The organism is Spirosoma liriopis (assembly GCF_023196085.1).
In the GTDB taxonomy this organism is placed as follows: Bacteria; Bacteroidota; Bacteroidia; order Cytophagales; family Spirosomataceae; genus Spirosoma; species Spirosoma oryzicola.
Genome location: NZ_JALPRF010000004.1, coordinates 237,679 through 259,316, shown reverse-complemented (window position 1 = coordinate 259,316; position 21,638 = coordinate 237,679). Strand labels below are relative to the sequence as shown.

Annotated in this window: 16 protein-coding genes; 5 read left to right on the top strand and 11 right to left on the bottom strand. The window is 47.7% G+C overall.

Annotated elements, in window-relative coordinates; translation table 11 throughout:
* Positions 1-61: 61 nt before the first annotated feature.
* The 3 genes from M0L20_RS23300 to M0L20_RS23290 form a co-directional block, all read right to left on the bottom strand.
* Positions 62-1,261: a baeRF7 domain-containing protein gene (locus tag M0L20_RS23300; protein WP_248479409.1), complete on the bottom strand. Its 1,200-nt coding sequence runs from the start codon at positions 1,259-1,261 to the stop codon at positions 62-64.
* Positions 1,262-1,360: 99 nt separating this feature from the next.
* Positions 1,361-1,657, bottom strand: coding sequence for an HPF/RaiA family ribosome-associated protein (locus M0L20_RS23295; RefSeq protein ID WP_248479407.1), 297 nt, complete (start codon positions 1,655-1,657; stop codon positions 1,361-1,363).
* A 506-nt stretch (positions 1,658-2,163) separates the two neighbouring features.
* Positions 2,164-2,712 (bottom strand): DNA-3-methyladenine glycosylase I, encoded by a 549-nt coding sequence (locus tag M0L20_RS23290; protein WP_248479405.1) that lies wholly within the window; start codon positions 2,710-2,712, stop codon positions 2,164-2,166.
* A gap of 255 nt (positions 2,713-2,967) precedes the next feature.
* On the opposite strand from M0L20_RS23290, the gene M0L20_RS23285 reads away from it, so the two are divergent.
* From M0L20_RS23285 to M0L20_RS23265, 5 genes are all read left to right on the top strand, one after another.
* The gene (locus M0L20_RS23285; RefSeq protein ID WP_248479403.1) at positions 2,968-3,330 is read left to right on the top strand and encodes a hypothetical protein; all 363 of its coding nucleotides are present in this window, start codon (positions 2,968-2,970) and stop codon (positions 3,328-3,330) included.
* Between the two features lie 204 nt (positions 3,331-3,534).
* Entirely contained in the window at positions 3,535-3,786 is a 252-nt protein-coding gene (locus tag M0L20_RS23280; protein ID WP_248479401.1) for a hypothetical protein, read from the top strand.
* A gap of 260 nt (positions 3,787-4,046) precedes the next feature.
* Complete coding sequence (locus M0L20_RS23275; RefSeq protein ID WP_248479399.1) at positions 4,047-5,174, top strand: sensor histidine kinase; 1,128 nt, start codon at positions 4,047-4,049, stop codon at positions 5,172-5,174.
* Between the two features lie 480 nt (positions 5,175-5,654).
* Positions 5,655-6,095: a response regulator gene (locus M0L20_RS23270; protein WP_232563103.1), complete on the top strand. Its 441-nt coding sequence runs from the start codon at positions 5,655-5,657 to the stop codon at positions 6,093-6,095.
* Positions 6,096-6,247: 152 nt separating this feature from the next.
* Positions 6,248-6,976 (top strand): hypothetical protein, encoded by a 729-nt coding sequence (locus M0L20_RS23265; protein WP_248479398.1) that lies wholly within the window; start codon positions 6,248-6,250, stop codon positions 6,974-6,976.
* A gap of 46 nt (positions 6,977-7,022) precedes the next feature.
* Here the strand turns inward: M0L20_RS23265 and M0L20_RS23260 are convergent, their stop codons facing one another.
* The 8 genes from M0L20_RS23260 to M0L20_RS23225 form a co-directional block, all read right to left on the bottom strand.
* Positions 7,023-9,563 (bottom strand): ATP-binding protein, encoded by a 2,541-nt coding sequence (locus tag M0L20_RS23260; RefSeq protein ID WP_248479396.1) that lies wholly within the window; start codon positions 9,561-9,563, stop codon positions 7,023-7,025.
* Between the two features lie 127 nt (positions 9,564-9,690).
* Positions 9,691-10,113, bottom strand: coding sequence for a BLUF domain-containing protein (locus tag M0L20_RS23255; protein WP_232563100.1), 423 nt, complete (start codon positions 10,111-10,113; stop codon positions 9,691-9,693).
* Positions 10,114-10,182: 69 nt separating this feature from the next.
* A complete protein-coding gene (locus M0L20_RS23250) occupies positions 10,183-10,602 on the bottom strand; it encodes a BLUF domain-containing protein (RefSeq protein WP_248479395.1) in 420 nt (139 codons plus the stop codon).
* A gap of 333 nt (positions 10,603-10,935) precedes the next feature.
* Positions 10,936-13,656, bottom strand: a complete 2,721-nt coding sequence (locus M0L20_RS23245) for an ABC transporter permease (protein ID WP_248479394.1) — start codon at positions 13,654-13,656, stop codon at positions 10,936-10,938.
* Positions 13,657-13,769: 113 nt separating this feature from the next.
* A complete protein-coding gene (locus tag M0L20_RS23240) occupies positions 13,770-14,651 on the bottom strand; it encodes an ATP-binding cassette domain-containing protein (protein WP_248479393.1) in 882 nt (293 codons plus the stop codon).
* Between the two features lie 1,059 nt (positions 14,652-15,710).
* On the bottom strand, positions 15,711-16,844 hold the full coding sequence (locus tag M0L20_RS23235; RefSeq protein WP_248479392.1) for an efflux RND transporter periplasmic adaptor subunit: 1,134 nt from the start codon (positions 16,842-16,844) through the stop codon (positions 15,711-15,713).
* A gap of 13 nt (positions 16,845-16,857) precedes the next feature.
* Positions 16,858-20,115: an efflux RND transporter permease subunit gene (locus M0L20_RS23230; RefSeq protein WP_248479391.1), complete on the bottom strand. Its 3,258-nt coding sequence runs from the start codon at positions 20,113-20,115 to the stop codon at positions 16,858-16,860.
* Between the two features lie 5 nt (positions 20,116-20,120).
* Positions 20,121-21,560 carry a TolC family protein gene (locus M0L20_RS23225; protein ID WP_248479390.1) on the bottom strand — a complete coding sequence of 480 codons (1,440 nt, stop codon included), beginning with the start codon at positions 21,558-21,560 and terminating at the stop codon, positions 20,121-20,123.
* Positions 21,561-21,638: the final 78 nt, after the last annotated feature.

The following is a 21,638-nucleotide window of genomic DNA, read 5'->3' as shown; positions in this document are numbered from 1 at the left end:
CAAAGAAGTGATCGATTGTCAACTATACGTTTGTTAACAATCGATCACCCAGAAAGGATATTTAGTTAGCCGCTGATTCGTTTTCTTGAGACACTTCCGTCAATGGATAACGGAAAATGCCCGCAACAACAGAACCAGCGGCTGGCATTGATTCCGAGTCGACCAGATAAACCCGGCCACCATATTCTTTTGTCTTTTTGGCTGCCTCATTGATCAGCGAGTAATTCTGAGGAGTTGTCGTTTCGTCAATTTGCAGCGTAAAGGCGTCGGAATCGTACGTTCCCCACACGTCTTGGCCCGACTGGACAAACAACGTATCAATACCACCGCTGAGAGCCGTCAGAATAACGGTTTCGGTATCGCTATCGCTCTGGCCTCTAGAAGTAAAGAGCCCATACTCTTCCTTGCGCGCAAGCCTGTTCTGCGAGAAATGAGGTTCCATCAAATCCCAGGCTTCGGCGGCAAGCGCAAGCATGTCATCTGCTGAATAGCTACCAATTAAATGAGGCTCCACGATGTGCGCGTACTTGCTCACCTGTTTGTAAATAGGAATCAGATAATCGACACCCGCCAGAAGCAACGGCAACGGATTTCGGTTAAGCAACGCATCAATATCCGCACTTAACCGGTGGTAGTACTGTAAAATGGCTACTTTACGGTTTTCGTCCGAACCACTGCCCTGCCCGTGGAACATCGCGCCGGCTTCTCCGATACCGCTTCGATGCTGTAAGGCTTTCTGATTATCGGCATCCTCAATTTCTTCGGTGTAGGAAGTCGACATATCGTCTGGCAGCTCGATGAGCTGAATAGCCGAGCGGTTGATTTCGAATAAAGAAACTTCCTTTAAGTTGAGCGCCAGCAGATAGAAATGACCGTCGTCATTCAACTCCGGGATAAGCGGTAGCAAATAGGGGCGGCTCCCTACCCAGCAACCTTGCGACTCAATCGGCAGGGGCAGTTTGATAGCTGTGCCTTCGCCATCAACGATAAAATAAGCCAGCATATCGGACGAGCGCATCCAGAACTCCTGATCGTCGAGCAACTGAACACCTTCAGCCAGAAATGTTTCAGCCGCTGCCGCAGACAGGCCATACTGATCCGTCAGTTGCGTACGAGCTTCGGTCAAAGCATTCTTGAAATTAATCTTATTGGCTTGGTACCCGTCCGTTGACTGGCGATCAGTAGGGGTGTAAATGGATACGCACAGGTTAGCCTGTTTTTGGGCTAGCTGGTTGAATTGATCAATATCAAAAAGAGTCATAATTACAGCGGTTAATAAAATAAGAAGTGACCGTTTCGGCATACCCATTCCGCCTGTCAGCAAAAACCAATAGAGCGGCAGACCGGGTAATACACGCGGTTAATCGACGAACTGACGACGTAACTTTTCACCAGCTTCACGCAGACTACTCGACCAGGATGCGGTTCGGGCTTCGGCAAAAAGATCATTACCCGGTACACCCAGCCGCCAGCGAACCAGCTTATTAGTTTGTGGATTAGAACCGTCTTCACTGAGGTAAAAATCAGCGGCTACTATGTCTTTTCTAAACCGTAACAATCGGTTAAGTTCGCTTTTAACCTGCTCCGTCAACTGAGGACTGCTGTCAAACCCTACGGTCTGTAGATCAATTTTGATCGTGTCAACTGTGCTTTCCATGGTTGCTTAATTAGATTTTTAATCAGGTTTTAATCTATATTTTCAACTTAGTAAAGCGTTGGATTGTTAAAAGCAGCTCGATTTAGCTTGTCATTCTTAGGTCTAAAAAAGTAGATTTTGGCTCATTAGAGCCCCGTTTAAAGGTTTTATGGATGTCTCGGTTAAACCAATTTTTTTTGCCTCACTTATAAAAGCCCGGCCAAATGGTTGACCAGGACTATACTTTGAACTTGAATTAAGGCGATTTTAGAAGAGACAAGTACACTCAGACCGACAAGGATATGAGGATGCTGTGACAGTACAGATCAGAACTGTTCAGGAAGAAATAAAAGAAGTGCAGGAAGGATAATAAAACCGGCCTAATATGGATTCGGGCAGTAACGAGAAAGAGACACCAGCTCTGTAAGAGCCACTTGGTTGGTTACGGTGTCGAGGGTACCGCCCGGTTCGACACCTCCGCTTGTTCGATTTGGGATACAGTTGCATTGACCGCAAAAGTTACACTCTCAATGCTGGCTCCAGCGAGGCTTTGCTTCCAGTACTTTACTATAGATTGCACAGTTTGGCTCGTGAGCCCCTGGCAGATAGCCAGTACTCTGTAAAAACTCATTGACGATTTCACCACCAGTAAACCGGAACGTTTTCTTAAACAGCTTCACCCATTCTTCTTTGGTTCTGGGATGCTGAAAATCTAGCCAGTTTTTGAATGAGCCATACTCGTGTTGCAATCGTTGTATCGTTATTGCATTGTCTATAGCAGCGTTAATTTTCAACCGATTACGGATTATTCCTGCATCAGCCATTAGGCGCGCCCGGTCCTCGTCGGAATAGGCAGCCACTGTAGCAATGTCAAAATTGTCATACGCTTTCCTGAAACCAGCTTCCTTCTTTAAGATGGTTTCCCAACTAAGACCAGCCTGATTAATTTCCAGGATCAACCTGCCGAACAATTCGTTGTCATCGTCAATCGGGAAACCATATAAGTGATCGTGGTAGGCTTTATGTAAAGCCTTTTTTTCGGCCGACATGGATTCAATGGCGCTACAATAAGACATGGTATCTAGAAATGGATAATAGGTTGCAATAAACCGTTCAAACCTGAATATAATCTATGGTATCGGTTTTATGAACCGAGTGGGCATACCCGATCTCACTACAAATACAAATATAGTACAAGTAAAACATATAGATAAAGTAAGGCACTGCCGTGATTATTACTTAGAGTGAAATAGAGGCCAGAAAATACTTCATAGCCAAAACAAATGAACTTTCAGAGTGTTGTATATTACACATGAAATATAAACAACGCTATGAAAATTGCCGTAGAAAAAGGACAAGCTAAATCATTACTGGCCGACGGTCAGCAGAACGTAAGTATTACAGACATCGAAGAAGGTTCCAGCGAACATAAGCAAATTCCCTTTTTCGCTGTTCGATTCGAGAACGAAGACGGTTATATTTCACACCGATTTTATCAGTCAGCCGCCGGTATGCCCGCCATCATTGGTTTGTTTGAAGCGGTAGGTATTCAGGTGGAAGAAGGAAAAGAGTTGGATACGAAACAACTGATCGGTAAAGAATTGACCATCGAGGTTGGCGAACGCTCCTACACAGATCCGGAGACGCATAACGAACGGACGCTGAAGCAGGCCGTCAATTTTATCGTCAGCTAACAAACATAGACCCAGTGACACAGGCCGGAATGAAGGATTATTCTTTGTTCCGGCCTGTGTCGTATTGTCGAAAACCTAATTCGACCGTTACGTTTTCGAGTGAAGTCATTAACGTAGCCGCCCTGCTTAAAACCAAATGCTAATTTTCGGCTACTGGAATCGCTATCCGTTCAGCCCCGTAGTTTAGACATAAAGGTTAAGCAAATGGAAAAGCAAATCAGAGTGTATTTTCCCACTACGAATGGTGCCGCAAGTGTAGCCAATGCAGGCTCGTCAGACCGGACGGGAGATGATGTAGAGACAAGTGATGATTTGGGCGTAGGCGCTGATGTGGAAGACGATGCGGGATTCGACAACGATACAGATGATCAGGCGGGCTCAGCAGAAATGGGTGCCAAAACGGTGTCAGGAACAAAGCTAGCACCAGGCAGCAACGAAGAATCCACCTCGGACTGATCGTTCCGGTAAAATCAGCAATAGAACTGGTTGACGGCTCTTATTTACTGAAACGATCAGTCCGTAACGGGTCTGATACACTTTCTCTCTATCCGTTTATGAGTTTACCTCCTTTTAGCTCTCCTCAAACTGTTGATCAGTTGATTGCCTTTCTCTTCAGCCGTCGTGAGGCCATATTAAATAATTGGCGTTCAATCGCACAAACTGATCCTAGACTTTCCAAAATAGCCCTCCTGAGCAGGGAAGAGTTCAACAACCTTATGCCTGCTATTCTTGACATCCTGGAGCAGCAACTGAGAGGCATCAAACCTCAATTGGATTTAGCCGCTGCGGCTCAGTCGCACGGGTTACACCGCTGGCAAAAGTCGCACCACCTACCCGATTTATTACGCGAGTTTCATCATTTATCGATGAGTTTATTCGAGGAATTAAGGCTTTTTCGGCAGTTGTTCCCCAATACCGATCCCGATACCATTTTGTTGATACAGCAGCACATTATGGTGTTTATCAATCAAACCGTTGGTGAGAGCATTACTAAACTTGACGAACTTCAGCGCCTGGAAGCAGCTAACCGAGCCACTAGTTTGCAGAAAGCGTTGCAGGAGATGGAGGAACTTTCGCGTCAACGAACGGAATTGCTGCGAACGTCGTCTCACGACCTTCGCTCCGGTCTGGGCCTGATTAGTGGAGCAGCTCAAGTTCTCAACATGGACGAACTGACCGAGGAAGAACGTAAACGGTTTACAGAAATGCTGAACCGAAACCTGAGCAATGTTCAATCGTCGCTAACAGACCTGATCGACCTTGCCCGGCTGGAAGCTGGTCAGGAACCGCTTAAAATCGAAGAGTTTGATGCTGCTCAGCTCTTAACCGAGTTAGTAAGCACAGCGCAGGACATGGCCAAAGAGCGCGGTATTATTTTGCGTGCAGACGGACCCGCCAACTTACAGGTAAAAACGGACCGGGAAAAAGTGTACCGGATCGCGCAAAACTTAGTGATTAACGCCTTAAAATACACACTATCAACGCCGGAGCGTTTAGCGATTGTCTCCGTATCGTGGTCAACTGAAAACGATTGGCGGTGGGTCTTTAGCGTTCATGATTCAGGACCGGGTTTACCAGCCGGCCTAATGGAATTATTTCACCAACAGCTCAGGCCAACGGTCGAAGAAACGAGTGTGCTTTCTTTGGACGAAGGGCAACCTGTATCAGCGAAGCCGAACCAGGAACATACAATCGAAACCATGCCCTTAGGTAAAGGAGAAGGTATAGGTTTACAAATCACCAAACGACTTTGTGACCTATTGAACGCCAGCATGGAAATTGAAAGTATTCCAGAACGGGGTACGCTCATTCGGATCCGTCTGCTCACGCAATTTCCGGATTAGATTGATACCCACATTATTTTCAGATTGTTCTAATTAAATGAACGACATTATTGGCTATCGGTGTAATGGGCCTTCCTGTATAAGTAAACTAGGTTGCAGCAAAGCAGTACAAAAATGAGCGTACTCCAAAACCTGGTTTCTCGAACATAATTTGTCAAACCTATTTCACTTACAATGTGAACTGTATTGTTGTTGCATACACCTAAAATCAGTTCAATATATGGTTCGATTTCATTACTGACTCATCTGTAAGTAGTATTGCAACCTGTTGAATAAATTGTTTAGTGGAGGTAAGCCAGTCTTCGCTTGAGGGCTGGCTTATTATTTATGTAAAACTTAGAATCGGGTCGATTAAAGTGTCATAATAAATCAGCTATTACCAGCTACTTTACCCACTGATCAATAAAGGCTTTGCTTTTTTCTAACTATTCTAAACAATTATAGGTTGATACTAAGATACAACCATAATTTTAGTCAACAGTGGAAAAAACGGGTCCAATTATCTTTATCGATGATGACGAGGATGATCAAGTGTATTTCAAGCCTATCTTAGAACAGCTTGCTCCTAACAATCCTATACTATTTTTTGATAATGGCCAGTCAGCTATTGATTACTTAAGAACCAGTGATCAGCGTCCCTTTCTAATCATTTCCGAAGTAAGTATGAAAGTGATGAGTGGGCTGGAATTACGTCGGCAGATAGAGGAAGATCCTGAATTACGTAAACGGGCCATTCCTTTCATCTTCTTTACTCACCCGGTTTACCGACATTTGGTTGAAGAAGCCTATGAGTTGACAATTCAAGGCTTCTTTGAAAAACAGTCAAATATTGAGCAATTGCGAAGTCAATTGCAATCAATTGTTTCCTACTGGTCAAACTGTCTGCACCCAAACCGATTTACAAGTAAAGACATCTACTAGAAATCTCCCGCTTTTGCTGATAGACCTATTTGCTAAAGATAAGTTGTGCTATTTAAAATAATGCGTAAATAATTATTTTTAGCAAACAGGTCTATCCTTTTTTAATTTCTGTACATTATTTACTTTTGTAGTAAATAATACATTGTATTCGTATGCCTAACAAACCAACTAAACGAGAGGAACAAGCGCCTATCCAAGCGATTCGGCCCTTACTGAAAAATCAGGCTATACAGCTTTCACCACTTGTCAATCAGATTAGTAACATTCCGCCTGCCGATCAACAGCTTGAGTACTATTTCATTCCAATACAATTTATGAAAGAGTACAAGCCTTACCATAGACCCGGCAGACCTTTTAAGAACCTCAAACTAGTTAACTATGACAAACCAGCTATTTCTCTTTCGTTTTTTTACAAACATAAGTATACTATTGAGCGTACCGTCAGTCATATTCAGGTAGTACAGCATATCAAAAACTACCGTGATGAGTTGTTAAACCGTACTCTTTTTCAACAGCTTAGCTACAACGAACAGAAAGATTTACAGCGTTCAGACGAGATTTTACGCACAATCCGTCAACGTCCTGATACTTATCAGGCCTGCTTTTCGAATTACCATCATAAGTATTACTATTGGTACTGTACGTACCGATACTTTGATGATCTTGCTTCGATGAAAACCACTACCAGTAGTGAGCATTTGCTTAAACACACGGAACGCCCTGGCCACCAAGTACATGAGCGACTAAATATAATTTTCATCGATCCAGAATACATTAGTGAACCCGTACCGCACGATCATAAGATAGTCGACCGGGAGTTAGATACATTCCCAATCCAGCTACGGCAAGGAATCACTACCTTGTATTTGCGTGAGACTTAGTAACTCCATTTATAATGTAATGCCGCACCAGCATTACTGCTCCGATTTATACAGGCAAGTAAACGCTAAATGTTGACCCTTGTCCAGGCTCGCTACTAGCGGTAATTCCACCTCCGTGATTTTCCACCACACGTTGGCAGATTGCCAACCCTACCCCTGTACCCGAGAACTCGCTCATGCTATGAAGCCGCTGAAACACCTGAAAAATGCGATCCAGATACTTAATGTCAAAGCCCACGCCTTGATCAATGACGTTGATCTGGTGGTAATGTGATGTTTGTATACTCGGTTGCACCACAGCCGGTAATTCCTTTTGTGGGCATAAGAAATACTGAACATGCACCTGCGGCTTTTTTCCGGGAGCTACGAATTTAAGCGCATTGGCTAGCAAATTTTGAAACAACTGAGTTAACTGTGTTTCGTCACCCTTTATAACGGGCATTTCGTCGACTTTTATCTGAGCGTCACTTTGCTCAATTTGCCAGTCGAGCAGACTAAGTACCTCTGTAATGATTCCTGTCAGGGAAACGGGACCAAAGACTTGCTGACGCGTCGAGATGCGAGAGTAGGCTAACAAATCTTTGATCAATGTGGACATGCGAGCGCCAGCTGAAGAAATACGCAATAAATGGCTCTGAGCCGTCTCGTTTGACGGTCCTTCTAGCTGTCCACTTAATAAGCTACTGAAGGACTGAATCTTACGAAGAGGTTCTTGCAGGTCATGACTAGCTACGTAAGCAAATTGTTGTAAGTTATCGTTAGAACGCTTAAGGTCCTGATTCGCCTGAACCAGTTCCTGAGTTCGATCAGATACGCGCTGCTCCAGCTGCTCGGATAAAAGACGATATTTCAGTTCGCTTTCGCGTAGAGCCTGCTCGGCTTTGGCGCGTTCGACTGCGATAACCAGACGAGCACTAACGTCATCTACGAGCATTAATTCATCAGCGGTCCAATAACGCGCCTGACGATAATGGATGAACAAAATAGTAACAGATCCATCTTTTAATACCAATGGCTTGTTAAGCGTCGAACCCAGTTGCCATAATCGATGGGCTTCTTTCTGTTGTTCACTAAGCGTTGGATCATTGGCAACATCAGGACGAACGACAATACGGTTATCATCAAAGCCAGCCAGCAGCGGTCCATAGTCGGCAAAGCTTTGCTCACCCTGCCAATCATCAACTCCGTTTGTGTAGTTAGGCATTATCAGAACAGATTGCCTGTCATTCTTTTCTTGAGCATACCCGATCCGGTCAACGCCAAGGTATGGTCCAAGCAAGCAAGCAGCCTGATAGTACACTTCCGACGGGCTGGTGAGACTGCGAAGCTGGTCCGTCAGTTGCAATAAGAACGTTTTTTGCTCTTCACTACGTTGAATTACCTGCTGGGCAAGCACCTGCTTCGTAACATCAGTGGCCATTACCAGGATTGCATATACCTCTCCCTGCTCATTGAACAGGGGCTTGGCCGTGCAATCAACGTAATTTGTTCGGGGTGCACCGTCAACAAAAAAATCGGCTCGTGCTCCCTGCGTTGAATACGTTTCTCCGGTGTCGAAAACTTTACCTAAAATGGCTAATAACGGCTGATTCCGAAGCTCCGGTAGAGCATCGACCAGAGGCTGGCCAATCAACTCTTTTTGTCCACTAAAAATAGCAGATATGAACTCATTGGCCACTTCAATTTTTAACTCGCGGCTTACCAAGAGGCAGGTAGCAACCGGCGCTTCCTCAATTAAGCTACGAAAGCGAACTTCGCTGCGCTGTAATTGCTGAAGAGCCAGGACCTCCCTCGTTACATCAGTAGCTGTGTGTATAAAACCGAAGATAGTCCCTTCCTCCGTATATACCGGATTATAGGAAAAGTTGAACCAGGACTGTTGCCACTGCTCGTCAACAACGACCTTTGCCTTACCCTTAGTATTTTTATAAGCTTCTCCCCTATCGTAGACCCGCTGTAACTGCTCCAACAATGGCTGGCTGGCCAGTTCGGGCACCGCCTGGTAAAGCGATTGACCCATTACGGACTCATCCTTACCCCATATCTGAAGCATAGGCATGTTGACCGTGTCAATCACCATGTCTCGACCGACAAAAAGAACTGTAGGCGTAGGAGAATTAAGGACTATACTCCGAAAGCGGGCTTTACTGGCTTCGAGTTGCTGCTGTGTATGTACCTGAACGGTAATGTCGCGAGCAACCCCTGAGAGTCGATAGGCAGCTCCTAAAACATCTACATAAGCCCGTCCTTGACAATGCAACCAGTGCGGCTGACCGTCTTGGGTGCCAACCGTACGAAACTGAACATCGTAGTAGCCTGCTGACGAAGGATCAAAAGCTACTTTGATAGCTTCACTAAAACGCTGACGGTCTTCTTCATAGACCAGCTCAAGAAGCTGACGATAGGCAATAACACCACTTTCTTGAGAGCCGAATAATTCCTGACAACGCTTATCCCACCATACCTGCTGTTGACTGATATCAAAATGCCACGTACCTACCTGAGCTGCCTGAATGGCATACCGCAGGCGCTCCTGTTCGGCTTGGCTATTGGGCAAGAAAGGGAAGTAAGATGATTGATCCATCATAAAAGGCACAGCTTGTCGCTTACCAACGAAACGTTTAATGGATCGGTTTTCTTTGTGTCAATAAAATTTGTTGTTCATCAGCCACTACTCGAATCCACACAGTCGTTGTCTTAAACCATTTGTTTTTTCAGGGACGATGAGTAAGTTCAAAAAAGCGCTGGAGCATGCGAAGAATAACCGGCTGGTTGGGATCGAAAGACTTATTGTCTTGGTTATCAGTCGAAATAATACCCTCCACCTCCTCATATTGCTGAGTAGTCACCGTTTCATAACCCATGTACCAATGACTAAATAACCGTTGGGATATAGGCTGGCTAATAACTGTTCTAACATCTGTATGCCGAGGATCTTTGCGGATGCTGTTATACAATTCTTCCACGAGTGGCTGCTCACCCTCCAGCACTTGCACAATGTTACCCTTAACATAAAGCAGCACGCCCGTAACCCCTAATCGGGCGTTTTTGATTCGACTGAACTCGACGATATCCATTATGTCGTGCTCAGTGGTCGATTCGACGGCGGTGCTGAAGTAAGTAATGCAATAATCCATTTCTAAAATACTAACGGAACAGTTTACTGTTCGCTAAACAGAATTTTTAATCTGTGGGTTTAAAAACGCTTAATTATAGCGGTTGCTTTCGTAAAAAACTTTTAGCGTCCGCAAGAGAATATGGTCGGTCGGTTGGTCAGCAAGGCTCTCTTTCGTTTCCAGATCAATCAACGCTGTTATCTCTTCGAGTTGACGATCCGTCAGTGTTTCAAAACCCATCCACCAAGCGCTGAACAACCGTTCCGAGATAGGTCGCGACAGCACGGTTATTACCTGAGCATGTCGGCTATCCAGCTGAATTCGTTCATAGAGCATCTCCACTGCTTCTTTTTCTCCTTCAAGAACCTGAATGATGTTACCTCGTACGTACAGCATGACCCCGGTGATACCCGATTTGGCGTTGTTCAATCGGCTCTGCTCGACAATAGTTTTAATCTGCTGATCGGATAAGTCAGGAGAAGAACTAAAGTAAACTATACACTGCTCCACAGGATACTATGACGATTTAGAATACTCTTTATCAACAACAGTTAGTCGGAAATTTATTCCGACATCGACTAGCCTACAAAATTACAATAAATATACTCCCGCAAACTCAATAAAATAATTCCCATTTTGGCCAGCGCCGTCAGTCAGCGTTAGGCTAACTATATCTCACTAAGTCAATCAATTATCTGTGTCTTTACTTTGGTAGTATGATATATGTTAATTCATTGATAATTAAATTATTTACGTAAATGCTTTCGAATCCACTACTTGATTTCGATACTGTTTCGAATTAGTAATTGAATAGCCTGCATGGGTTCGCTTGAATAAAATTATTTATCTAATGCGCCTAAAAGCGTTTTTTGGTAGTACCGTGCTGCGTGCCATCCAAGCACCTAGCGGATCAATAACTACCTCGGTACTACCCTCGATCAGGGGCAAACGAAAGGGGGGCTGGTCTGATGATGGCCGTATTAAGGTGCGATACAGTTGACGGCCTTGTGCATCCCGTAAAACAATTGGTACCCAATCGTTGGGGGCAATGGAACGCTGATGGCCCCAGCCGTCACACTGTATTTTTTGGGCAGACACGTCAACCGCTAAATCAGCTGGCTGACGGCTTATCCGACCAATAGCGAATCGAAACTGGTATCGTTGCTTTAGATAGTCTGTCAAATAGCCCAAGGAGTCCGGAAGGCGATCAGCAAGATAATTTGTGAAATGAATAGGCAAGAGTGCCTGTCGGTTACGCTTATGGTGAAAATAGAATTGGTCGATACAGCGTTGCAAGCTGGAATCTCCCCAAACCTGACCTATGCTGGCAAAAACTAGCGCTGCCCGATAACGAGATACATAGGGCTGGCCGGTTGCTTCCATCAAAGTAGGCTCCCACTGTTTTTCCTCTGCAAGGTCTTTAGCGTACGCTTTAGCCCGCTGCGCTAGACGTTCGCCGAATCGTTCAAGCCCATACTGTTCTTTGACTGCCTGAAGGGCCATGTATTCTGGAATACTTTGGGTAAAGAAACTTTGACTCGCTTCTTTACCTAAGGGTAGATGATGCCACCATTGACCAAGTATCTCTCTCGTTAGTAGATAGTCGATATAATCCAGGCGAGTCGAATCCCGATGGGCCGTCCAGCCCTGCTGCTCGGAAAGCCTGATGTAGCCAGCGCTAGATTGTATAGGAGGTAATTGGTTGTTAGGTGTTTCTTCCACTAGCAGTTGGTCATGGGGATAAGACCCTAGAAGCTGCTCACCCCGACGTAAAGCGGCTACACTGCTTTGTAGAAACTTAGAAGCCTGATAGGAATGAACATAGCGAAGCATTACAGTAATCCGTCGACCATCGACACTTTGGTAACGAACCGTTTTGTTCATGTACCGGATGGGTACAGGGGGTAAGGTTTCAATGTAAGAATGGTATCGTGCCGACGCAGCTACGAACAGTATAAACGCTACCAAGCAACTTATCAACATTACTAAGAAGCGTCGCTCCAGCCAATACCTGAACGATCGCTGATTTTTAGTTGCTGATGATGAAATTCCGCTGGACCAACGCAGCGTGCTTAGCCCGACAAAAAAAATAGCCAGGACTGTCCACTGCCCACTAAACAGCATCCGTAGCCAGTTCATATTCCCATAACCGGTCAGATCCGAATAAGCCTCTGATCCAGGTAGAACGCTATACAGCAGCCAGGGAGAGAAAGCATCCGTTTGCTCACTGTACAGCAATAAAAACAACAGACTAATTGACAGCGCATGGCCCAAAAGGCGGTGACTTGCCCAAGCTGTAATACACATTACCAATGCAATCAGTTGAATCTGCCGTACCCAGGTATCGATAACCAAATCTTGTCCGTAAAGCGACCAGTCAATATCTTGTAAAGGGAACTGACTGCTTACCTGAATTACGATCCCAACGAGTCCTACAAAACTAACCAGGATGCCAGCCACAGCAGACAAGGCGAGTAGTTTCGCAACCAAACGAACCCAAATGGGTTGAGGCAGTGTCTCATAGATAGATCCAAGGCCAAGATTGCGTTCTCGATGTAAAACCTCGCCAGTCATTAGTACCAGAAAAAAGCTGATCAATGCGCCCATTGGGTGCCGAAGTGCCGTCATAGTTGCTGTTGTTGGCAATCCAATAAAATTTTCTGATGGCTGTAAAATAGTACCGGCCAGAAACGAGAATAGGATTACACTAAGGGTCATGGCTTGCACGAGCGGTTGCCGACTTAACTCCTTTAGTTCAAAGAGAGCTAACCGACCTACTCGGCTTAGTTTCGTGAAGCAGCTTCTAGACGGAACTGGCAAAACGAAGCGTTTGCCGTCTATCGCTTGTGTTGTCACAAGAGCCGGTTTAAACGTAGCCCCCGCTCCCCCATCCGCCCAGTTAAAAGTAAAAGTGTTAATGGCCTTGTTAAGGAGAGCCAGAGAGACTGCCAACCATAGTAGTCGGTTAATGTACCAAGGGTCAGGCCAACTGAGGAGACTGGATGGTGGTTCGTTTGTCGGAATAACAGCTACTATCTGTTGAATCAATTGTGTACCGAACGGGTCCAGCAAGGCGAAGAGGCTATCGGGCGACGTTCCACTACCTGTTGTTACGGTTAGGATTAGATAAAGTAAACTTAAGGTTAGGGTAAAGTAGGCACCAGCCAGGCTACGGAATAAGACCGTCAGTGAAAAGGCAATACTGACTAATGTAAATACCTGGCCTACCGTTAACGCCATGTACCCATTTAGCAACACCAACCACAGAAAGGGACCTGACGAGGCAGTTGTTGATTGCAGTAATCCAATGCCAAGTGGATATCCCAGAGTTATAACCAGCACAACGATTAGCGTGCCTACAAATCCTCCAATCAAAAACGAACCCGGCGCCACGGGTAAGCTGTATAGATAAGGGGTCGTTCGCTGATCCCAATCCTTGGTTAACGACTGGCCGGCGAGTAGCGTAGCTATCGATACAGTACCAATACCAACTGAGGCCAGTATCCCGTATGCATGAGTAGGCAGATTAGGGTTTGAAATCGCAGTAGTCTCAAAATGGCTCATCAGGAAAGTATACAAGATACCTTGTCCTAACGATAAGAATACTAGTAAATAAGTTACGGGACGGCTGAAATGATAAGTCAGTTCATGGCGAGCTATTTTCAAATAGTCTTGCATTAGACTGATGGTAAAGAATGCGTGAACAGCGTAGCGAAATAAACGTCTTCCAGCGTAGGCGTCTTGGCTCGTCCAAGCGGAGATGGTTTTTTATTTAGCAAAGTCACCATGAGTTGACCGCTCACATATCGATGGGCGATAACCGGAAACTGACGCTGGTAGGTAGCCAGTTGGTTGCGTTGAATTTTTTCTTCCCAAAGCTGCCCGTGATATCGATCGATTAACTGAGTTGGCTCGCCAGAAACCAATACCCGACCTTGGCCAAGAATGACCATTTGCTGACAGAGTGTATTAACATCTTCCACCAGATGAGTCGATAGTAGAACAATGGCCGTTTCTCCGGTTTCGGCTAGCAGATCATACAAACGGTTACGTTCGGCAGGGTCCAGTCCCGCCGTAGGTTCGTCAACAATAACGACCTTAGGGTTAGCAATCAGGGCCTGTGCAATGCCAAACCGCCGAAGCATTCCTCCCGAAAAGCGACTCATAGCCCGCCGTCGCACATCCCATAAGTTCACTCGTTGCAACATCTGCTCAACTACTGCTGTTCGTACGTGCCGATCGTCGATTCCTTTCAGATCGGCAATCTGGGTCAAAAGTTGTTCAGCAGTAGCTGTCGGATATACACCGAACTCCTGCGGTAGATAACCTAACAGCTGCCGGAATTGGAGCGGATGTTCGTGAATGTCCATACCATCAAACAAGATGGTACCACTAGTCGGTACCTGTAAAGTTGCCAGTGTGCGCATAAGCGACGACTTGCCCGCACCATTTTGCCCCAGCAGACCGAAAAGACCTTTGCTAAGGTTTAAATTCACATCTGTCAAAGCCCGAAAACCAGTGGCGTATTCAAGAGAAACACTATCGATTGTGAGCTGCATGGTGGATTACTTATCAAACACTAGTATATAGCCACAGAATACGGCTATGAAGATAATAAATATCATATAAACAATAAAAGAGTTACTTAATACAATAATGTAAGTCACCCGAGTAATCCGGCGGCATTATCCGAATGACGGGCTACCTCAAGGTCATACGCGTTGGTTTGAGTAGGCGCTGTTGGCAGTCATAATAATCCACCCTATCGATTTTCAGCTTGTAGCCCCCGGCGCTACAGTTAATCAATTTTAACGGTAAACGTCTACAAATGGGCGAATAAAGCGATCTTTTCCAGACGTACAAGAAAATCCTTCTACTTGGGGCTTATGTTTCCGAAGGCTTCTAGTCGGGGATCATCCTCTGCGCCAAGATAACGTAAGTACCACCACCGAAGGAACCGCTCGTGCGTCTAGGTATGCAAGGAACCAAGATTTAGATAGCTTTCCGAGATGATTAAACAGAAGATACTACTCTTTCTATCATGCACGCCTGCTATTCCTAACGGGATCAACTCTCTTAAAATCATCCATTAACTAGGTGGTCAGCAAGCGCTCTCTGCTATCTTTAACTCTAAAAGTCTCCAAACCGCCCCACCAGGCACCCCCTGCTCAAGGGGTTGGTATACGTCGGGGCAAGACCCATCGTATTGACAGCAACGACAGAATATGCTTATCCGTTTGGTGACCAATTTCGGCTTTGTGATCCTTCCCGCGCCACTGAGCAGCAGGGCTTTTTCATGCTGGTAAAAGCAGCTTCACTGAAGGTCATCGCGGACCTAAAAGCTTCGGTATTAACAATCCGTAGCGATTAAGACGGCACTATTGCTCCCTGAAAATGCTCTGCTGCTCTTTTAATTTGGCGGCTTGAACTAGTTCAGCGCGATAAGCTTCAAACGCTTTCCATTTTAAAAAGTCAAGTATTTGACTAAGTCATCAAGATGTGCATTCATACTGGATTAATGACTACTAACTCTAATTGCACATGAGTATTGATTAGAGAAAAAACCTATGTACCTGTAAGCAAAGAATGTAGCAAGGAAAAGCTCAGATCAATTTACCTTACTGACTCACCAATTGCGTTTTTACCGCGGCCTGGTCGCTAATGTCATCGCTGGCGGTTTTCAGCAGAATGTCGCCTGGCTTCAGGTCGCCAAAAACCTGCGTCTGGCCAGCAGTGTCGTCTCCTTTTTGTACCGTTACCCGAACGGCTTTGCCGTCCTCTATCTTCTGTACGAATGTACGGTCCAGCGTACTAATAATGGCCGATTTAGGTACGTATAAGCTGCCTTCGCCTGACGAACTGACCGGTAGCCGGACCGAGGCAAACATACCCGGTTTTAGCATGCCCCCTTTGTTGGGAAAATCAATTTCGATCATTTCCGAGCGCGTTTCGGGGCGCACACTGTTGGAAACACGGTTGATCCGTCCCGTAAATGTTTGATTGCGAAAGCTACGCACCGAAAACTGTACCGGATTGCCCCGACGAATATCGCCCAAGTAAGCTTCTGGAACGGCGATGCGTAACCGGAGCCGGTCAAGCTGTTTGATTTTTAGCATAGGTACACCGTTCTGCCCACCCGGTCCTACGAACGCACCGGGCGACAGTCGACGGTCGGTGATAACGCCGGTAAAGGGCGCCGTTATTTTGAGGTAGCTCACGAGCTGCTGTACGGAATTATAGTGAGCGTTAGCCGCGACCACAGCTAAACTATCCGAAATAGCTTTCGTACGCGAGGTTTCCAGGTCAACGGGCGAGATAGCGCCCAACGTGCGGCTGGTTCGTAGCACACGCAGGAACGTACCTTTGCTGGCTCCGTAAACCGCTTCGGCTGCCTTTACTTTCGAATAAGCTTCGGTCAGATTCGCCGTCAGCTCGGGGGCTTCCAGTTCCGCCAGCACCTGGCCTTTACGGACCTGATCGCCAATATCGACGTGTAGCGCCTTCACGTAGCTGCTCACGCGGGGATACAGGTCGGTCTCGTAATAGCTTTCCAACTCGCCCGGCAGGCTCAGTTCTGAAGTGGGGCGGGAAGCCGTAACCCGGATGGCTTCGTACCGAATTTCTTCATCGACCGGCGTTTCGGCCATCGCGTTTTTTTCGGCAGATGAGTTGCCGCACTGGCTCAGCAGAAACCCCGTACCGGTGATGAGCGCTACGTGCAAATAAGGGCGCAGAACAGAATATATAGTCATGGTCGGTCGATGATTAATAGGTGATAGTCGATTCGGACGGTTCGGCGACAGCATGCCCGTCGTAGACCGTACTGGTTGGGTCGTCGGGGTCGAGCGAGGGCGAATCGAACTCGGTTTTACGCTGGATGGCCGCAAAAACGACGGGTAGAATCAGCAGGGCCGCTACGGTCGAAAAAAGCAAACCGCCAATCACAGCCCGGCCCAGTGGCGCGGTTTGTTCACCCGATTCACCCAGCCCGCTCGCCATCGGAATCATCCCGGCAATCATAGCCAGCGCCGTCATCAGGATCGGTCGTAGTCGAGCTGCGCCCGCCACCCGCGCGGCCGCCCGGGCATCACGGTAGCGGAGTCGCAATGATTCGGCGTTGGTCACCAGCAGCAGCGCATTCGCCACCGATACACCCACCGACATGATAATGCCCATGTACGATTGTAGATTTAGGGTTTGCCCCGTGATGAGCAGCAGCGTGAGCGATCCCGCCAGTACGGCCGGGATGCTGACTAGCACCACACTGGCCACCTTGAACGATTGATAATTGGCCGCTAGCAACAGAAAGATCACCACAATCGCCAGACCCAAGCCAAATTGCAGACTGCTGAGCGTCTCCTGAAGCAGTTGTGCCAGTCCGCGTAGTTCAACCACGGAGCCTTTCGGTGGGTCACCAGCCGCTGCGATAGCCGCCTGTACATCTCGCGTGGCCGTGCCTAAGTCCTGGTTGTTGATGTTGGCCGATACAGTAATGATCCGTCGGGGACCGATGCGGTCGTATTCACCCGGTACGGTCGTGGGGGTAATAGTCGCTATGTCGCCAAGCGTGGGTCGCAGCTGCCCTTTCACCAGCGGAATCGCCTGAATGTCGGCCACGGACTTCATCTGATCCTGCTCCAGCTGAATCTGCACCTGATACGCAAATCCTTTCGACTGGTCGAGCCACAGGTTTTTGGCCGTGAACCGACTCGATGCGGTAGCGGCTACCAGCGACTTTGATATCTCGTCGGTGCTCAGGCCTAGTTGAGCCGCCCGTTCGCGGTCTATTTTAATCGATACCGTCGGGTAACTCAGCGGTTGATTGATGCGTAAATCGCGCAGGTACGGAATCTCGCGCAGGCGGGTCAATAGGCGGTTGGCATAATGCTGCCCTTCGGTGAGGTCTTTACCCCCCACCAGAATTTCGATGGGCGTTTGCGCACCCTGGCTCATAATTTTATCGGTCAGGTCGATGGGTTCGAATGACAGCCGGACGTTTGGCATTTTTTGCCGGACCCGCTGCCGAATCTGCTCTTTCAACGCATCCAGCGACTCAACCGGGTATTCGTTGGATAGATTGATCTGGAGAACGGCTTCATGCGGTCCGACGTTGAATACATACAGAGCGCTGGTGCCGTAACTGGACGGTGTCATCCCCACAAAAGCCGAGGAAATGGCTACGTTTTTGGGACCAACCAAATCGTTAATCTGCTTGATAACTCGTTTGGTTAATTCCTCAGTGCGTTCAATGCGTAATCCCTGTGGCCCGACAATACGCAGTTGGAACTGGTGCGCGTGATTTTGGCGGGGCATCATATCCTGACCAATTTGAGTAAAGCCAACGCCAATCAACAGCGCACAAACCAGTCCATAAACACTAATAACGAGTACCCGGCGGGCCATCAGACTGTCCAGCAGCCGGAGGTAACCTAATTTGAATCGCTCAAAACCAGTTACGTTTTTAGGATGCTTTTCTTCGAGTAGTTCTTGCTGAGCCTCTGACTGTTTGGCCAGATCAGGTAATACGCTTAATTGGTGCGGACGGGCGTGGTCATGCTGTTTCAACCACCAGTTGGCCACGACCGGCACAAACACCTGCGACAGCACGTAGGAAACAATAATTGAAAACCCAACCGACAGCGAAAGGGGCAGGAACATTCCGCGCGGTACGCCATTCATGAGAAAAGCCGGGGCAAAAACTGCCAGAATGCACAACGTGATGAGCAGCAACGGAAATGACATTTCCTGACAAGCATCCAGAATAGCACGAGCCTTGGCTTTTCCCATTTCCAGATGCTGGTGAATGTTCTCGATGACCACTGTTGCCTGATCGACCAGAATCCCGATTGCCAGCGCCAGCCCCGACAGGGTCATGATGTTGATGGTTTGTCCCGTCAGGTTTAAAAGCAAAATTGCACTCAGTATTGAAACCGGAATGGTCAGAATTACAATCAGCGAACTGCGCCAGTCGCCAAGGAAGAGCAGTACCATCAGACCCGTCAGAATTGCGCCTAACCCGCCTTCCACGGCCAGACTATGCACCGCCTGCGTGACGTAGACCGACTGGTCAAATTCGTACGTAAGCTGTACATCATCCGGCAGCAGTGCCTTCATTTCGGGCAATCTGGCTTTCAGCGCATTCACAACGCTCATCGTTGATGCATCGGCACTTTTCGTCACGGGAATGTAAACCGATCGTTTACCATTGACCAGCGCATAACCTACCGTGATATCGGTCGCGTCTTCCACCATGGCGACATCACGCAGAAATACGGTAGGGCCAACCCCTTTTCGTAGGGGGATATTCATGAACTCACCTACCTTCTCGAGCACTGTATTGCTGGGTGTCATCACCGTATAATCACCCATTTGTACACTGCCGGCGGGAGAAATCTGGTTATTTTTTACGACCGCCTGTACAATCTCGTCGGGCGTCAGTTCGTAGCTGCGCATTCGCTCAGGATTCACTTTTACGACGACAGTACGTTCATTTCCCCCGAATGGAGGAGGAGCGGAAGCCCCCGGAATTTGGGAAAATAAGGGTCTGATGCGGGTAGAAGCCAAATCCTGCATCTCGCCCAGCGATGCCCGGCGGCTACTAAACACCAACTGGCCAACGGGTAAGCTTGACGCATCAAATCGGACAACGGTGGGTGGTACGGTACCGGGTGGCAGATAGTTCATCACCCGGCTAACCTGATTGGCCACTTCGCCCGATACTTGCGCCATGTTGACATCTTCGTAGAAGGTACACTTGACCAGACAGAGCCCCTGAATATTCTTTACTTCAACATTTTTAATCCCCGATACGTACAGCAACTGATTCTGGTAGCGGGTCGCAATAAAGCCTTCCATCTGGGCTGGCGTCATGCCGCCGTAGGGCTGGGCAATATAAATCGTGGGCAGGTTCAGCCGGGGGAAAATGTCGACCGGGATCTGGAGTAGCGCCAACACCGCAAACAGAACGATGCCCGCCAGCGCGACAATAACAGTAATGGGTTTGGCTAAGGCGGCTTTGATCATGTTAGTTAGCGGGGAAGTTGTTGGAGAAAGGAATCTAAATCACCAGCGGTAGCAGCCCGTAAGAGCAGGGCACGCCAGACACTATTCGTGACCAAAGCTTGATCGACCTCAGCCCGATTGAGTAGTGCACTCGTTTGGGTTAGAGCCTGGATGTTATCCAGTCCAGATTCGTATCGAGCCTGAGACTGAATGTAGGCCTGGTTGGCGGCATCCAGTTGAAGCGGAGCCTGTTGCGCACGAGCCTGGGCCAGTTGTAACTGCAAAACTGCATTCTGACTAGCCGCCTGAATGCTTAGCGCCTGTTGCTCATACGCCTGTTGACTGGCATTGACCCGTTCCCGCTGGCCCGATACGACATATTTTGTTCGCCATAAATCGGTTGGTCGCCAGATGGCCGTCACACCCACGATATAGTTGTAGGACCGTAGCGGCAGACCTGCTCCCAACGACGGGTCGATGCGGAACGTACCGTCAGCCTGGGTTGCTTCGCTAATTCCCGAACCGCGTCCTTGGAGCGAGCCAAGTACCGAAATGGATGGTAAGGCTGATGTTTTTAAGAGGGCTTCGTTCGCCCGCCCCAGGTCAATCGTCTTTTGATAAACCCGTAATTGTGGATGCAACGCCGAATTGCTACCGGGCGTTAGCGGCAATTGAGGAAGCTGGTTGTAAAAGACCATCGAATCCAACTGGACAGTAGGATTCGGCTGACCAATCAACTCGGTGAGTCGAAGTACCTGCTGCTGAGCTAACTGCTGACTTTCCAGTACCTGTAACTGTGCGCGGGCCACTTCGGTATTGGCTACGGCGCTGTCGATACCGGGTCGGAGGCCCCGTTCCGTACTGGCGCGAATAATTCGTTGTAATTCCTGCGACCGCCGAAGGTTAGCGGTTTGTAAGGCTACCGATTTTTGCGCGTTGAGCGCCAACAGATAGGCATCGCAGACCCGTACTTGATGCGTAAATAATTCACCCTCATAGTCGGCCTGGGCTTGCTCAACTGCCAGCTGAACCTGAGTCCTCCGGGCCTGCCGACGGCCAAACGTGATGGCTTCCCAGTCGATCACCATCGAAAGCCCACTTGTCCATGCCGCTTGGTTTCTGAACCCATCGGTTCGCACGCCTGAAATGGGTAAGAGGAGTCCACCATTGGATACATAGGCACCCCGAACCTGATTCGATGTAGCGTTCAGCGTCTGTGCCTGAACCCCCGCCTGTGGCAACAAAGATAGATTTAACGCTTGCGCATCGGATTCAGCCGCCCGGATGTTGGCCAGTTTTCCCCGCAAACTAGGGTAATTGGTGCGAGCCAGTTCCAGCGCCTTAGATAAGGTAAGCGGGTTGGCGGCTGTCGATAACGGAGCACCTGGTTGCGCTAAACTCTGTCCGCCCCAGCCACTGACCAGTGCGATAAAAAGCCCGATATATCGTTTTTTCAGCCTGTGCATGTTGATTAACCTGATGGATAACCCCAAAGCTACGGGCCGGATATTAGAGCCAAATTAGAGCCAAATTAGTTTGTATTA

Bases quoted from the DNA above. Each gene is read 5' to 3' on its own strand.
- M0L20_RS23255 (WP_232563100.1), bottom strand. From the start codon at position 10,113: ATGGATTATTGCATTACTTACTTCAGCACCGCCGTCGAATCGACCACT.
- M0L20_RS23280 (WP_248479401.1), top strand. From the start codon at position 3,535: ATGGAAAAGCAAATCAGAGTGTATTTTCCCACTACGAATGGTGCCGCA.
- M0L20_RS23230 (WP_248479391.1), bottom strand. From the start codon at position 20,115: ATGATCAAAGCCGCCTTAGCCAAACCCATTACTGTTATTGTCGCGCTG.
- M0L20_RS23260 (WP_248479396.1), bottom strand. From the start codon at position 9,563: ATGATGGATCAATCATCTTACTTCCCTTTCTTGCCCAATAGCCAAGCC.
- M0L20_RS23240 (WP_248479393.1), bottom strand. From the start codon at position 14,651: ATGCAGCTCACAATCGATAGTGTTTCTCTTGAATACGCCACTGGTTTT.
- M0L20_RS23285 (WP_248479403.1), top strand. From the start codon at position 2,968: ATGAAAATTGCCGTAGAAAAAGGACAAGCTAAATCATTACTGGCCGAC.
- M0L20_RS23235 (WP_248479392.1), bottom strand. From the start codon at position 16,844: ATGACTATATATTCTGTTCTGCGCCCTTATTTGCACGTAGCGCTCATC.
- M0L20_RS23265 (WP_248479398.1), top strand. From the start codon at position 6,248: ATGCCTAACAAACCAACTAAACGAGAGGAACAAGCGCCTATCCAAGCG.
- M0L20_RS23245 (WP_248479394.1), bottom strand. From the start codon at position 13,656: ATGAGCCATTTTGAGACTACTGCGATTTCAAACCCTAATCTGCCTACT.
- M0L20_RS23295 (WP_248479407.1), bottom strand. From the start codon at position 1,657: ATGGAAAGCACAGTTGACACGATCAAAATTGATCTACAGACCGTAGGG.
- M0L20_RS23275 (WP_248479399.1), top strand. From the start codon at position 4,047: ATGCCTGCTATTCTTGACATCCTGGAGCAGCAACTGAGAGGCATCAAA.
- M0L20_RS23225 (WP_248479390.1), bottom strand. From the start codon at position 21,560: ATGCACAGGCTGAAAAAACGATATATCGGGCTTTTTATCGCACTGGTC.
- M0L20_RS23290 (WP_248479405.1), bottom strand. From the start codon at position 2,712: ATGTCTTATTGTAGCGCCATTGAATCCATGTCGGCCGAAAAAAAGGCT.
- M0L20_RS23300 (WP_248479409.1), bottom strand. From the start codon at position 1,261: ATGACTCTTTTTGATATTGATCAATTCAACCAGCTAGCCCAAAAACAG.